Source organism: Pannonibacter phragmitetus (genome assembly GCF_050510895.1).
GTDB classification, from domain to species: Bacteria; Pseudomonadota; Alphaproteobacteria; order Rhizobiales; family Stappiaceae; genus Pannonibacter; species Pannonibacter phragmitetus_B.
Genome location: NZ_JBNINT010000001.1, coordinates 1081174 through 1094355, shown reverse-complemented (window position 1 = coordinate 1094355; position 13182 = coordinate 1081174). Strand labels below are relative to the sequence as shown.

Below are 13182 nucleotides of genomic sequence, written 5' to 3'. Positions count from 1 at the left end.
CATCCGGGGGCGAGCAGTTGAACCTGTAATGACATGCGCTCTGACGCAACCCCTTGCCGCTTCGAAGGACTACCCCTATACCTGAGAGAAAGGCAGGCCGTCCAGACGCACGGCCGTCAACAACCAGAAGAGGCGGATCACACAATGGATATTGCAAACCCCTATCTGATGTTCCTGGGCGACGTTCCGGACGCTCTGGCGGCCAAGACTGCGCTTGGCGTGGTCGACTGGCGCCGCGAATGGTGCATTGGCCAGAATCGGCTGCCGGGCTGTCAGGCAGATGCCGGGCTGACCGACATGACGATTCCCGCAGCAGCAAAGGCTGGCGCAAAGACCATGATCGTCGGCGCCGTGAATGCAGGCGGACGCCTGCCGGATCACTGGGTTGCGTCCATTGTAGAGGCGCTAGACGCAGGCATGGATGTGGCCAGCGGGCTGCACGTGCGCCTCGGCTCCATCCCGGCCATCAAGGAAGCCGCAGAGCGCAATGGCCGCCAGCTGTTCGACGTGCGCCATTCCGACATGGCCTTCGCCACCGGCAAGGGCAGCAAGCGCACTGGCAAGCGCATTCTCACCGTCGGCACCGATTGCTCGGTCGGCAAGAAGTACACCGCACTCGCCATGGAGCGGGAGATGCGCGCCCGTGGCTATGACTGCGACTTCCGCGCAACCGGCCAGACAGGCGTGTTCATTTCCGGGCGCGGCGTCGCAATCGATGCCGTGGTGGCCGACTTCATCTCCGGCGCCGTCGAGTGGATTTCCCCGGCTGCGGACGAAAGCCACTGGGATGTGATCGAGGGCCAGGGCTCCCTGTTCCATCCGTCCTTCTCGGGCGTAACGCTCGGCCTGCTGCACGGCGCCCAGCCCGACGCCTTCATCGTCTGCCATGAGCCGACCCGCCGCACCATGCGCGGCGTACAGACGCCCCTGCCCTCCATTCAGGACGTCATCGACCTGACGATCCAATGCGGCAAGCTGACCAATCCGGACATCCGCTGCATCGGCATTGCGGTGAATACGGCTGCCCTTGGTGATGCAGAAGCTCAAGCCTATCTGGCCGAGCTTTCCGCCAAGTACGGCCTGCCCGCAACCGACCCCGTGCGCTATGGCATGGCCAAGGTGGTGGACAAGGTGGTTGAAATCTACGGCGCGGCCTGAGCCATGGCGTCGCCCCTGTCCATTACGGCAGCGCATGAGCGCTTTGCCATCGAAGGCGGCTTCGCGATCTCGCGGGGCAGCCGGACACATGCAGATGTGGTCACCGTCAGCGTTGCCCGTGATGGTGTCACGGGCCGCGGTGAATGCGTGCCCTACGCCCGTTACGGCGAAAGTATCGCCAGCGTGATGCAACAGATCGAGGAGTCGGCTGCACGCTTCGGTCAGGACATCAGCCGCAAGCTACTGCAGGAGCAGATGGAGGCAGGCGCAGCGCGTAATGCACTCGACTGCGCCCTGTGGGACCTGGAGGCCAAGGCAGCCGGAACCAGCGCTGCCGCTCTCGCAGGCCTTGCTGGCATGAAACCGCTCGTTACCGCCTATACGCTGAGCGTCGGAACGGCGGACAGCATGGGAGCGGCGGCCGCAAAGGCAGCGTCCCGCCCACTGCTGAAGGTGAAGCTGGCCGGACCGGGGGATGATGCGCGTATCGCCGCCGTCCGGGCCGCTGCGCCGGACGCACGGCTGATCGTGGATGCGAACGAGGCCTGGGACGAAAGCTGCTTTGCCGTCAACATGGCGGCTTGTGTGGCCGCAGGGGTCGAACTGATCGAACAGCCCCTGCCAGCCGGCAATGACGGGCTGCTTGCCACGGCAGAGCGGCCAATCACGGTCTGTGCAGATGAAAGCCTGCATACGCGGCATGAACTGGCAGGCCTGCGCCAGCTCTATGACGCCGTGAACATCAAGCTGGACAAGGCGGGTGGCCTAACCGAGGCACTGGCACTGGCAGCCGATGCGAGAGCCCTTGGCTACAGGATCATGACCGGTTGCATGCTGGGCACGTCTCTTGCCATGGCTCCGGCGCTTATCGTGGCACAGACAGCTGATTATGTTGACCTTGACGGTCCCCTTCTGCTCACCGCAGACCGGGAGGGCGGACTGACCTATGAGGGCAGCCTCGTCTATCCGCCGCAGTCCAGTCTCTGGGGCTGACCCTGCCGGGCACCAGACATGTTCAGCCTGCCGTCCCGGCCTTGAAACCGGGATGGCGGGCAAGCAGCAGAAGACACACGAAGGCCAGAGCGGCCATCGCTGACATGGCATAAAAGGCGTAGGCGGGCTTTGCCGCATAGAGCGGCCCGCTGAACCACGTGGCCGTTGCCGTCAGAAAGCCGGTGGACGTCGCCATCAGGCTCTGCCCTGTCGCCGACCAGCGCATCGGCACAGCCTGCGCAATCAAGGCCACGCCCCCAGATGCACGGCACCAAAGGAAAGCGCGTGCAGGGTCTGCATCGGCACAATGAAGACCGGGTCCTGGACATGGGTGAAAAGCGCCCAGCGAAGCACCGAACCGGCCGTTCCGATGATGATCAGACGCATCGGCGTCAGCCAGGCCGGAAGCCTTGCCGCAAACAGGAAGAGCAGGATCTCTGCCGTCACGCCGACGGACCAGAGGGGCCCCATCCAGTGTTCGGGAACGCCTGCTTTCGTCCAGTAAATCGTTGAAAACGCATAATACGCCGAATGCGCCGCCTGGGAGAGGCCAATGAGCGTGACCAATGCCAGAAACCAGTGTTCACGGAAGACGGCAGGTTTCTTGTCAGGCACCTGGAAAGCAGCAGAAGCCTCCATGGCTTCCCTCTCGGGATTGCGCATGGGGGGCAGTGTCCCCGCCACCAGCACAGTCGCAACCATCGACCCGAGGATGCCGGCCAGATAGGGCATCTCCGTATGCGGCGTCATCAGCCATCCGGCAAGGACAGTGCCTGCCACAAAAGCAGCAGAGCCCCAAAGGCGCATGCGCCCATAGGCGGCGCCTGTCTGGCGCACGACATCCAGCGCATAGCCATCAGCCAGCGGCACAATCGGTGCCCAGCAGACCATCAGCCCCATTACGGCGGCGACCGCCAGAACATAACTTGACGTAAAGGCAAATAGCGCAAGAAAAGCCATGCCCATCAAGGAGTAAAAGCAGATTGAAAGACGACGGAGACCAGTCTTGTCAGAGAACCCCGTCAGAAATGGAGAAGCTACTATCTTTGCATAGGTGCCAATTGCGAGAGCAAACGAGACTTCTGTAACCGAGTACGATCTGTTGGCAAGAATGATCGGGAAAAACGGGAGAAATAATCCCGTACCGACAAAATTGACACCATAGAGAGCACTCACCCGAGGGGCGAGCCCAACTTGGAACATCTTCATGGAGGATCGAACCTTGACGGCCTAAAGGGATGTTAACTTCTTGGGCCTACTATACCGCATGAGTTGGAGGAACATTCGAATCGAATGTCCTCTGCAGCGAATAGGACGCCGAGACGATACGATGGCAGAAACCGAACCGCCAGTCCTGATACCGGAGCACGAGTATCACACACTGGAGCAGACCCTTTCGGAATCGGATCGCGGCCGCCGCTTTCTGTCCGAATATCTGCGCCGCCACCGCAGCTCCGAAACAAACTCCATTCTTGATGCCATTGCCCGGCTTGAGAAGATGATGCGCCGGGAACGCAGCGTTCCCGATCTCAACCGCATCCGTCTCGACATTGCCGATATGCATGAGGCGATCGAGCGCACCAAGCGCGAGATTTCCAACATCAAGAAGGAAGACGAGGAAAGCAACCGTTTCACGGATGCCTCGCACGAGCTGGATGCGATCATCACGCAGACGGAAGGCGCAACGCAGGACATCCTGAACGCTGCAGAAAAAATCCAGGAATATGCCTGGACCCTGCGCGAGAACGGCGCCGACGAAGCGGTCTGCGACGATATCGACGCCAAGGCCACCGAAATCTTCATGGCCTGCTCCTTCCAGGATCTCACCGGCCAGCGTACCCAGAAGGTCGTGCATGTTCTGCGCTACCTCGAAAGCCGCATCAACCTGATGATTGGCATCTGGGGTATCGAAGATGTGGAAGCCGAGGATACCGCCGGCCCGGTCGACACCCGTCCGGATGCACATCTCCTCAATGGCCCCCAGCTTGCCGGCAAGGGCGTCAGCCAGTCGTTCGTTGATGACATGATGGGCAATGCCGACGCGGCCCAGAACAGTAGCTTCTTCAGCGTTGAGTTTGGCGGCGAAGCAACTGCTCCGGCGCCGCAGCCCGCAGCAAAGCCCGCTGCGGCTCCTGCCAAGGCAGCTGCCCCTGCACCGGTCAAGGCCAGTGAAGAGCAGGACATTGATCAGCTGGACGCAGCCACCATCGATGCCATTTTCGAGCAGACGGATGAGACGTTTGCCGGAGAAGCGGGCTTTGATGATCCGGAACAGGAGATGGGCGAGGACGATATCGCCAAGCTGTTCGACATGGGTGGAGGCGATGAAGCTCCGGCAGAAGAAACTCAGGCAGACGCCGAGTGGGAAGCCGCCGAGGAGTTCTCCGAAGATGAAGATCCGCTGGCGATGCTGACCGAAAGCGAGCGTCAGGCCCTGTTCAGCTAACCGCTGCTCACGCCATCATGATCTGCCACGCGAGCCCCCGGCCAACAGCCGGGGGCTCTTTCGTTTTCAGCCCCTCCGCACAAATGCTTAATTGATCCGTATCAAGGCCCGCTACGCCTGTATTCCCTTAGCTTTTCTCAAGCGCAACATTCAGGCAGAAAAATGCGGCATGTTCCTGCCAAATAGGAAGCAAGCAGGATTTATGAAATAGCGTTCACAAAACCAGAAAAGAACATCAGAACCCGAAAGCTGCCTCCAGACGATAAGTGCGCCTCAGCAACTCGCGACCATATTTTCTTCATGGAGAAACAGCATGGCCTACAAAACGCAAAATCCTTACACGGGCGAAGTGTTGCAGACATTTCCCGAGGCAACGGATGCAGAGGTGTCGGCTGCCATCAGCAAGGCGCATGAGGCCTTTCTTGGCTGGCGCGTGCTCTCCTTCACCGAGCGTGGCAAGATCCTTCAAAAAGCAGCCGACCTTCTGCGCGCCAGCGTTGACGACTATGCCCGGCTGCTGACGCTTGAAATGGGTAAGCTCTTTGCCGAGGCCAAGGCAGAGGTGGAGCTTTCGGCGAAGATCTTCGAATATTACGTGCAGAATGCCGAACGCCTGCTGCAGCCCGAAAAGCTGGAGGTCGCCGATCCGGCAGAGGGCGAGGCGATGCTCGTCTGCGAGCCCCTTGGCGTGCTGCTGGCAATCGAGCCCTGGAACTTCCCCTATTACCAGATTGCCCGCATCATCGCGCCGCAGCTGTCTGCCGGAAACACCATCCTGCTGAAACATGCGTCCAACGTGCCCCAAAGCGCAGCTGCCTTTGAACGCCTGATGCGTGAAGCAGGCCTTCCGGACGGGGCCTTCACCAACCTCTATGCCACCCGCTCGCAGGTCGAGATGATCATCAACGACCCGCGCGTCCATGGCGTCGCGCTGACAGGCTCGGAAGGGGCCGGCGCGGTTGTCGCCGCACAGGCAGGCAAGGCGCTGAAGAAGTCCACCATGGAGCTGGGCGGCGCGGATGCCTTCGTCGTGCTGGCCGATGCTGACCTTGAAAAGACCGTCCGCTGGGCCGTCTTTGGCCGCCACTGGAACGGCGGTCAGGTCTGCGTGTCATCCAAACGCATGATCGTCGTGGACGAGATCTACGACGAATTTCTGTCCCGCTACCGCGAAGGCGTTGCCGCTCTGAAGGCGGGTGATCCGTTCGACGCGCAGACGACGCTTGCCCCCTTGTCCTCGCAAGGCGCCGCAGACGAAATCAAGGAGAAGGTCAAGGAGGCCATCGCACACGGTGCCAAGGCAGAAGAGGTCGGCCAGCCGGTTCCCAATCAGGGCGCCTTCGTGCAGCCGGTAATCCTGACGGACCTCAGCGAAGACAACCCGGCACGCTATTGGGAGTTCTTTGGCCCCGTGTCCATGATCTTCCGCGCAAGAGACGAGGCTGATGCCATCCGCATTGCCAACGACTCGCCCTTCGGTCTCGGCGGCTCGGTCTTCACCCGCGATACCGCCCATGGCGTGGAGGTGGCCCGGCAGATTGCCACTGGCATGGTCTACATCAACCATCCGACCAAGGTGGAGGCAGACCTGCCCTTCGGCGGCATCGGCCGCTCCGGCTATGGCCGCGAGCTTCTCGGCCTCGGACTCAAGGAGTTCGTGAACCACAAGCTGATCGGCGTCGTGGACATCGACGCCCGCTTCTGAGGCACCGAAGCAAAGAGCTCCGGCAGATGCGGCTGCCGGGGCTCTTCTTTTCATCAGGCAGACCCTGAGTTCAGACCGCTAGCGCCCTCGCGAGCGTTTCCGGATCAATGTTGCCGCCGGAGAGGATCGCCACCACAGGGCCGTTTCCGGCTGGCACCTTGCGGAAGAGCACCGAGGCAAGCGCCACCGCACCGCCCGGCTCCACCACCAGCTTCAGTTCGCGGAAGGCAAAGGCAACAGCGGCCAGTGCCTCGTCATCACTTACCACAAGGCCACGTGCCTTGCGGCGGGTCAGCACCTCGAAGGAGAGCTCGCCGGGGCTTTCGGTGAGAATGGCATCACAGACCGAGCCGGAACCGCTTGCATTCACCTCTCGCCGGCCGCTGGCGAGCGAACGGGCATAGTCGTCAAAGCCTGCCGGTTCGCAGGTGCAGACCACAGCATCCGGCAGCCCTTCTTCCAGCCCCAGCGCCACGCCACTCGTCAGCCCGCCGCCGCCGGTGCAGGCTGCGACCGCCTCGATATCGAGGCCGAGGGCTGCGGATTGGCGGACGATCTCAAGGCCAATTGTCCCCTGCCCTGCAATGACCCCCGGTCATCGTAGGGATGCACGAAGGTGGCGCCGTTCTCCTCGCAGATCGCTTTGGCAATGGCGATCCGGTCCTCAATACCCCGCTTGTAGGTCACGACCCGAGCGCCCATCTCCGCCGTGCGCTTCAGCTTGATGGCAGGCGCATCCTCCGGCATGACGATGACGGCAGGCATGCCGAGAATGCGCGCAGCCTCCGCTACGCCTTGCGCGTGATTGCCTGAAGAGCAAGCCACAACGCCTGCCGTCCGCTCGCCTTCCGGGATCTGCGACAGGCGGTTGAAGGCACCGCGGAACTTGAAGGAACCCGTACGCTGGAGGTTTTCCGGCTTCAGCCAAACCTTGCGGCCAGCTGCATCATCCAGCACCTTGAAGGAGAGAAGCGGAGTTTCAAAAGCGTGCCCTTGCAGCCGTGCGGCTGCGGCTTTCACATCATCAAGCGAGAGGGTGCCATTCATGGCCAGTCTCCGGAATATTGGCTTTCCGAAGACCTACCAACGCCTTGCGTGCCCGGCAACGAAAGGCTTGTCACCGTGGCAATTCAGGCACCAGATCAGGCGGCCTGCGGCTGCGGCTCTCCGGGAAGCCCATAGGCGGCGATGGCATTGTCCAGGAACTGGCGGGAGCTGGCCTCCCAGCTGAAGCCGAGCGCCATCTGGCGGCAATAGCTGCGGGGAATGTCAAGTGCGGCCAGCGCCGCAGCTCTCAGATCCTCATCCAGCACCCCTGCCCCGCTATCGCCAATCACGTCGAGCGGCCCCATCACCGGATAGGCGGCCACAGGAACCCCGCAGGCCAGCGCCTCCAGCAGCACGTTGCCGAATGTATCGGTCAGCGAGGGAAACACGAACACGTCCGCAGAAGCATAGGTTCGGGCCAGATCCTCGCCCGTCTTCGGCCCCGTGAAAAGTACATCAGGGTATGCCTTACGCATGGTCTCCAGCTGCGGTCCACCGCCGACGACGACCTTGCTGCCGGGCAGGTCCAGCTCCAGAAAAGCTTCGATGTTCTTCTCCACCGCCACCCGGCCAACGTTCATGAAAATGGGGCGCGGGAGATCCGGCGGCAGGACAGACCCCTCATAGGGGCGGAAGAGCTCGGCATCCACGCCACGCGACCAGCGCATCAGGTGCGTGAAGCCACGCCCGGCCAGATCCTTCTCCAGACTGCCGGTAGCCACCATGCAGCCCTGCCCCGCATTGTGGAAGCGCCGCAACCATCTATAGGTGACAGACACCGGCACCGGCAGGCGTGCGGCCAGATACTCCGGAAAGCGGGTGTGATAGCTCGTCGTGAAGACCTTGCCCTGCTTCAGCGCAACGGAGCGGGCCATCAGCCCCAGCGGGCCCTCAGTGGCGATGTGCAGATGGTCACAGTCAAACCGGTCCATGATCGCCGCCACACGCGTCCGCGTTGTCAGGGACAGACGGATCTCCGGATAGGTCGGGCATGGCAGGGTACGGAAGAGCTGGGGCGTCAGAAACTCAACTCTCAAGCCCATGCGCACCAGCTGGTTTGCGGTCAGCTCCAGCGAGCGCACCACACCGTTGATCTGCGGATGCCAGGCGTCTGTGACGATGAGAATGGAGGTCATGCCGCGACGGAGCGCTCCCCAATCCCCTGTTCCGCCTGCAGTTCGGCCGGACGCTGCACCCATCTGATAACCTCGAACGTTCCGTCGTGATGCTCGGCAACCGCCGTGCAGCTTTCGACCCAGTCACCGGTGTTGATGTAGTGGATGCCGTCGATATCATGGCTGGCGGCATGGTGGATGTGGCCGCAGATGACCCCGTGAACGCCCTTGCGGCGGGCCTCATCGGACAGGGCATCCTCAAAGCGGCCAATGAAGTTGACGGCGTTTTTGACCTTCAACTTGGCCCAGGCAGAAAGCGACCAATACGTCAGCCCCAGGCGGCGGCGCATGAGGTTGAAGCCGGTGTTGAGCGCCAGCGCCGTGACATAGGCCTTGTCGCCGAAGAAGGCGAGCCACTTGGCATGGCGGATGACCACATCGAACTGGTCGCCGTGGATGACCAGATACTCGCGCCCGTCTGCTGCCGTATGGACAACACTATCCGCCACTTCCACACCGCCGAAATGTGTCCCCAGGAAGTCACGCAGGAATTCGTCATGGTTGCCGGGGATGTAGAAGATGCGCGCCCCTTGCGGGCCTTGCGCAGGATCTTCTGGATCACGTCATTATGTGCCTGCGGCCAGTACCAGCTGCGCTTCAGACGCCAGCCATCGACAATATCGCCGACAAGGTAGACCGTCTCGGCGTCATTGTACTTCAGGAAGTCGAGCAGAAGATCTGCCTGACAACCGCGCGTGCCAAGATGAACATCCGAAATGAACAAGGCCCGGTAATGCTTGCCTTCCTGCAGAGCTGTCATGTCTGGCGCTCCTGATTTCCTTTGCACCCGTTAGACGCGATTCAGGTATCAGGATTATGACAGCAAAGTTTCCAGTAATAAAAACGCCTGATTTACGGCCATTTTTCTTGTGTCACATGAGGCGCTTACGCCTAAATACGACAGTTTGGTGAACAGGCCGGACAGCCGTTTGTGTCAGAAACGAAAACGGCCGGCACCCAACGAGGCACCGGCCGCAAGTCTCACAGTTCCTTGATCGATCAGAACCGGTAGCGCATCGCTGCACTCACGATGTTGACCGAGGCATCAACATTACCGGACAGGACAAGACCGGCATAGTCCTGATGGCCCGGAACAATCGCAAGCTTGGTGTCGCGGCCAATGATGTGAGTGTAGCCGAGGTCGAAGGCCAGATTGTCCAGAACCTTGTAGCTCGCGCCAGCGCTCAGCCAGATGCGATCGTTGTCCGGCAGACGGGCAGAACGGATCTTGTCGTCGATCGGCGACCATTCGTAGGCCGCACCGGCGCGGACGGTCAGGCTCTCGTTGATGTCATACTCGGCGCCGAGAGCCGCGTACCAGCCGTCGTTGTAGTTGAAGTGCAGCGTCTGAACCAAAGCCCCATTCGGCTGCAGGGTTGCCTTCGGCTCCTTCAGACGGCTCCAGTTGGTCCACTCGACCGTACCGAGTACGCGGAACGCATCCGTCACGCGCTGCTTGGCGGAGAGGGTAACAGTATCCGGCGTGACGAGAGAGGCGTAGATCGGCAGAACAGCACCAGCTGTCAGCGTTCCATCCAGCCGGTGTGCAACACCAGAGCGGTAGCCAAGGCCCAGTTCGGTTCCGGCCATCGGCTTGTAGATCACACCAGCCGTGACACCCACACCGATATTGTCGCCTTCAAGAGTGGCGACGCGGGGTGATCTGGAGGCGTCCAGCGCGCTGCGAAGGCGCACGCTGAAATACTGCACCTGTACACCGGCGCCGAAAGCGAGCTGGTCGTTGATCTTGTAGCCAACCATCGGAGTGGCGTTGATCGAGAACACCTTGGAACCGGCATTGTAAACCTGGCCAGCCCAAGGCACGCCACCATCAGGCTTCGTGGACAGACCGAACGGCGCATTCACGGCAAGGCCGAAATACACCTGATCATTCACATTGTAGGCGGTGTAGCTGGAGCCGATCCACGCGTCAGATGCGATGTCACCGCCGTTCCCGTAGGCACGCAGGGTCGTCGAGGAGTCCAGATTGATCTCGGCCTTCGGCGCGATCAAAGCATGATGGGACTCGCTGGTGAGGCCCTTGCCTGCACCTGTGATGGCTGCCGGGTTCCAGAACATCGACGAAATGGACGGGCCAGTCGTCGCGTTACCGGCGAAAGACATACCCTGATAATAGGCGCTCTGCTCACGCAGCGCAAAGCCGCCCGCATAAGCCTGACCAGCAACAGAAATCATCCCGATGGCGGTGGTGCACAGAGCCAGCGTCTTGCTGATACGAATCATGTTGCTCAAACCCTCCCAAGCATTTCCCAAAGCCCTGCCAAGCTTTGTTCCTCAAGCACCACGGTCAGACAAATTCGAAGGCAGATCAATTGTAAAAGAGAGCATGGCTAATTGCCTTGCGGGCATGCTGCACCGCACCAAGCCCAAATGCGGACCTGCATTCCCCTAGGGAAGCTCCCTCAAGAATCATGGAAACAAGTCAATTCAGCAGGATTATGCGCTTCGGATCCCGCAAACACTCAATCTGCATAATTTTTAGGCAAAGGCATCATGATTTCACGCCGTTTCTTTTTCCAACACCGTGTTGCAATATAACAACAATTCAACCGGGCAGTTTCCACATTTCCGGCCTTGCTGCGGTGTCCTCAAGGCAGGAAGAGGCCAGCAGAGATTCTGCGTCACAGGCAAAGCACTTAATCGCATGCAAGCTGCCTGGGCAGTGGCTGGCCGGCGGCCTCCTCAGGCCTTGTCAGCGTCGCGGGCCGCTAGAAAGCGCTGCACGGAAACACGGCTCCAGGGTGAAAGCCGCGCCAGAGCCTTGTTATAGCTCGCATGGATGCGGCCGCTAAGATCATCCTTGGCAGCAAGTTCCCCCAACACCACCTCTGTTTCGCGGCGCAGCGCCTCCAGCACGTCTTCGGGATAGAAGCGCAGCAGCACCCCATCGTCCTTCTGCAGGCTCTCGAGGCTGCCCGCATTCATCCACTCGCTTTCGGCCAGCGACCGGCCATTCTCGGCCTTGCAGGCCTCCAGAACGATGGTTCTGAGGTCTTCCGGCAGCCCTTCCAGCGCAGTCCTGTTGAACAGGGCTTCGCCAGTGCCGTTCGGCTCGTGGAAGCCGGGGGCATAATAGAACTTGGCAACTTTCTGGAAGCCCATGGCCTGATCACTCCACGGCCCCAGAAACTCGGTTGCGTCGATGAGGCCGGATTGCAGCGCCGGGAAAATTTCCCCGGCGGCAGTGCCACCGGCGTTGCGCCCAGACGGCGCATGACTTCCCCGCCAAGCCCCGGCATGCGGATCTTCAGACCTGCCAGATCATCGAGCGTGTTGATTTCCTTGCGGAACCAGCCGCCCATCTGCACGCCGGTGTTGCCTGCCATCACCGGCTTGATGCCGAACGGGGCGTAAAGCTCATCCCACAGCGCCTGCCCGCCGCCCTGCTCGATCCAGGTGATGTGTTCCAGCGGCAGAAGACCAAAAGGAATGGCCGTGAACCAGACGGCGGCAGGCATCTTGCCCTGCCAAAAAGGACGCCGTGTGAGCCACCTGCGCCGTACCGGCCGAGACGGCATCGAACACGCCAAGCGGCGGCACCAGTTCGCCGGCCGCAAAGAGCCGCACGCGCATGCGCCCGCCCGACATTTTCTCAATCCGGTCACAGATTGTCTGCGCAGTCGTGCCCGGCCCCGGCAGGTTCTTCTGCCAGGAAGTCACCATTTTCCACTCGATAACGGCATCGCCAGTGTTGGCAATCGCGGGTGATGCCAGCAAGGATGCCGCGCTCGCGGCCCCCAGTTTGAGGGCCTGACGGCGCGAGGCGGAGGGCTTGAACTCAGCTGACATGACTTGTCTCCCAGAGCGCATGGAAATGATGCACGGGCCCATGCCCCTCTCCAACATGCAGGCTGTCGGCAGCGCGGATGGCATGGGTCACATAAAGCTTTGCCCCGGCAACAGCGTCAGGCAGGGAAGCCCCTTGGCGAGGCCAGCTCCAATGGCGGACGACAGTGTGCACCCCGTGCCGTGACTGTTGCGGGTGGCATGGCGGGGCGCGGTGAACCATTGCTCACGCCCATCGCGGGACAGCAGCAGATCCTCGCTCTCCGGCCCCTCCCCGTGGCCGCCTTTCAGCAGCACCGCGTTGGCACCCAGATCGAGCAGCGCCTGTGCCTGTATGCGCATGGCCTCACGACCCTGTGCGATTTCCGTATTCAGCATGCGGGCAGCTTCCGGCAGGTTCGGCGTGATCAGCCTTGCACGCGGCAGCAACTCCGCAATCAGCACAGACACCGCTTCCGGCACAAGAAGCGGGTCGCCGGAGGCAGCGACCATCACCGGATCGAGCACCACATTGGACACTTCATGCGCATCCAGTCCTTCCGCAACGGTACGGATCACGTCGGGACGCGACAGCATGCCGATCTTGATGGCATTGACCTTGAGATCGGACAGCACCGCATCCATCTGCGCACGCACAAAAGCGGGAGGAATGTCGTGAATGGCAGTGACGCCAAGGGTGTTCTGCGCCGTCAGTGCGCTCAGCACACTGGCGCCATAGACGCCCAGTGCCGAGAAGGTCTTCAGATCGGCCTGGATGCCGGCTCCGCCGCCGGAATCCGAGCCTGCGATGGTCAGGGCAATGGCAGTCATGGTTCCTCCTGAAATTGGTCCGCCAAGCCGGTTTGGCCGGG

10 protein-coding genes and 4 pseudogenes are annotated in these 13182 nt (G+C 61.3%); 5 read left to right on the top strand and 9 right to left on the bottom strand.

Features of this window, described 5'->3' with window-relative positions:
* The first annotated feature begins 144 nt into the window (after positions 1 to 144).
* Positions 145 to 1158 carry an N-acetyltransferase DgcN gene (gene dgcN / locus ACQB61_RS05110; RefSeq protein ID WP_430511748.1) on the top strand — a complete coding sequence of 338 codons (1014 nt, stop codon included), beginning with the start codon at positions 145 to 147 and terminating at the stop codon, positions 1156 to 1158.
* A gap of 3 nt (positions 1159 to 1161) precedes the next feature.
* On the top strand, positions 1162 to 2151 hold the full coding sequence (gene dgcA, locus ACQB61_RS05105; protein ID WP_430511747.1) for an N-acetyl-D-Glu racemase DgcA: 990 nt from the start codon (positions 1162 to 1164) through the stop codon (positions 2149 to 2151).
* A gap of 22 nt (positions 2152 to 2173) precedes the next feature.
* Here the strand turns inward: dgcA and ACQB61_RS05100 are convergent, their stop codons facing one another.
* Both ACQB61_RS05100 and ACQB61_RS05095 read right to left on the bottom strand, forming a co-directional pair.
* Entirely contained in the window at positions 2174 to 2404 is a 231-nt protein-coding gene (locus ACQB61_RS05100; protein WP_430511746.1) for a hypothetical protein, read from the bottom strand.
* Positions 2395 to 3360, bottom strand: coding sequence for an MFS transporter (locus tag ACQB61_RS05095; protein ID WP_430511745.1), 966 nt, complete (start codon positions 3358 to 3360; stop codon positions 2395 to 2397). The genes ACQB61_RS05100 and ACQB61_RS05095 overlap by 10 nt, the downstream gene beginning before the upstream one ends.
* A 121-nt stretch (positions 3361 to 3481) precedes the next feature.
* On the opposite strand from ACQB61_RS05095, the gene ACQB61_RS05090 reads away from it, so the two are divergent.
* Both ACQB61_RS05090 and ACQB61_RS05085 read left to right on the top strand, forming a co-directional pair.
* Positions 3482 to 4597 carry a protein phosphatase CheZ gene (locus ACQB61_RS05090; RefSeq protein ID WP_430511744.1) on the top strand — a complete coding sequence of 372 codons (1116 nt, stop codon included), beginning with the start codon at positions 3482 to 3484 and terminating at the stop codon, positions 4595 to 4597.
* A gap of 313 nt (positions 4598 to 4910) precedes the next feature.
* Positions 4911 to 6302 carry an NAD-dependent succinate-semialdehyde dehydrogenase gene (locus ACQB61_RS05085; RefSeq protein WP_430511743.1) on the top strand — a complete coding sequence of 464 codons (1392 nt, stop codon included), beginning with the start codon at positions 4911 to 4913 and terminating at the stop codon, positions 6300 to 6302.
* A gap of 70 nt (positions 6303 to 6372) precedes the next feature.
* Here ACQB61_RS05085 and ACQB61_RS05080 read toward each other — a convergent pair.
* The 3 genes and pseudogenes from ACQB61_RS05080 to ACQB61_RS05070 all read right to left on the bottom strand — a co-directional run bounded on the left by ACQB61_RS05080 (position 6373) and on the right by ACQB61_RS05070 (position 9185).
* A pseudogene (locus ACQB61_RS05080) lies at positions 6373 to 7349 on the bottom strand (threonine ammonia-lyase).
* 95 nt (positions 7350 to 7444) lie between these two features.
* Positions 7445 to 8485, bottom strand: a complete 1041-nt coding sequence (locus ACQB61_RS05075) for a glycosyltransferase family 4 protein (RefSeq protein ID WP_430511742.1) — start codon at positions 8483 to 8485, stop codon at positions 7445 to 7447.
* A pseudogene (locus ACQB61_RS05070) lies at positions 8482 to 9185 on the bottom strand (UDP-2,3-diacylglucosamine diphosphatase). Before ACQB61_RS05070 ends, ACQB61_RS05075 begins: the two are co-directional and overlap by 4 nt.
* Between ACQB61_RS05070 and ACQB61_RS05065 the strand changes: the two are divergent.
* The gene (locus tag ACQB61_RS05065; protein WP_430514447.1) at positions 9093 to 9299 is read left to right on the top strand and encodes a hypothetical protein; all 207 of its coding nucleotides are present in this window, start codon (positions 9093 to 9095) and stop codon (positions 9297 to 9299) included. The pseudogene ACQB61_RS05070 and the gene ACQB61_RS05065 overlap by 93 nt on opposite strands.
* Positions 9300 to 9523: 224 nt before the next feature.
* Here the strand turns inward: ACQB61_RS05065 and ACQB61_RS05060 are convergent, their stop codons facing one another.
* From ACQB61_RS05060 to thiD, 4 genes and pseudogenes are all read right to left on the bottom strand, one after another.
* Entirely contained in the window at positions 9524 to 10768 is a 1245-nt protein-coding gene (locus ACQB61_RS05060) for an OmpP1/FadL family transporter (protein WP_430511741.1), read from the bottom strand.
* A gap of 459 nt (positions 10769 to 11227) precedes the next feature.
* Positions 11228 to 12003: pseudogene (locus tag ACQB61_RS05055) on the bottom strand (TRAP transporter substrate-binding protein).
* On the bottom strand, positions 11903 to 12334 hold the full coding sequence (locus tag ACQB61_RS05050) for a hypothetical protein (protein WP_430511740.1): 432 nt from the start codon (positions 12332 to 12334) through the stop codon (positions 11903 to 11905). Before ACQB61_RS05050 ends, ACQB61_RS05055 begins: the two are co-directional and overlap by 101 nt.
* A pseudogene (gene thiD, locus ACQB61_RS05045) lies at positions 12324 to 13141 on the bottom strand (bifunctional hydroxymethylpyrimidine kinase/phosphomethylpyrimidine kinase). The gene ACQB61_RS05050 and the pseudogene thiD overlap by 11 nt, the downstream one beginning before the upstream one ends.
* Between the last annotated feature and the right edge of the window lie 41 nt (positions 13142 to 13182).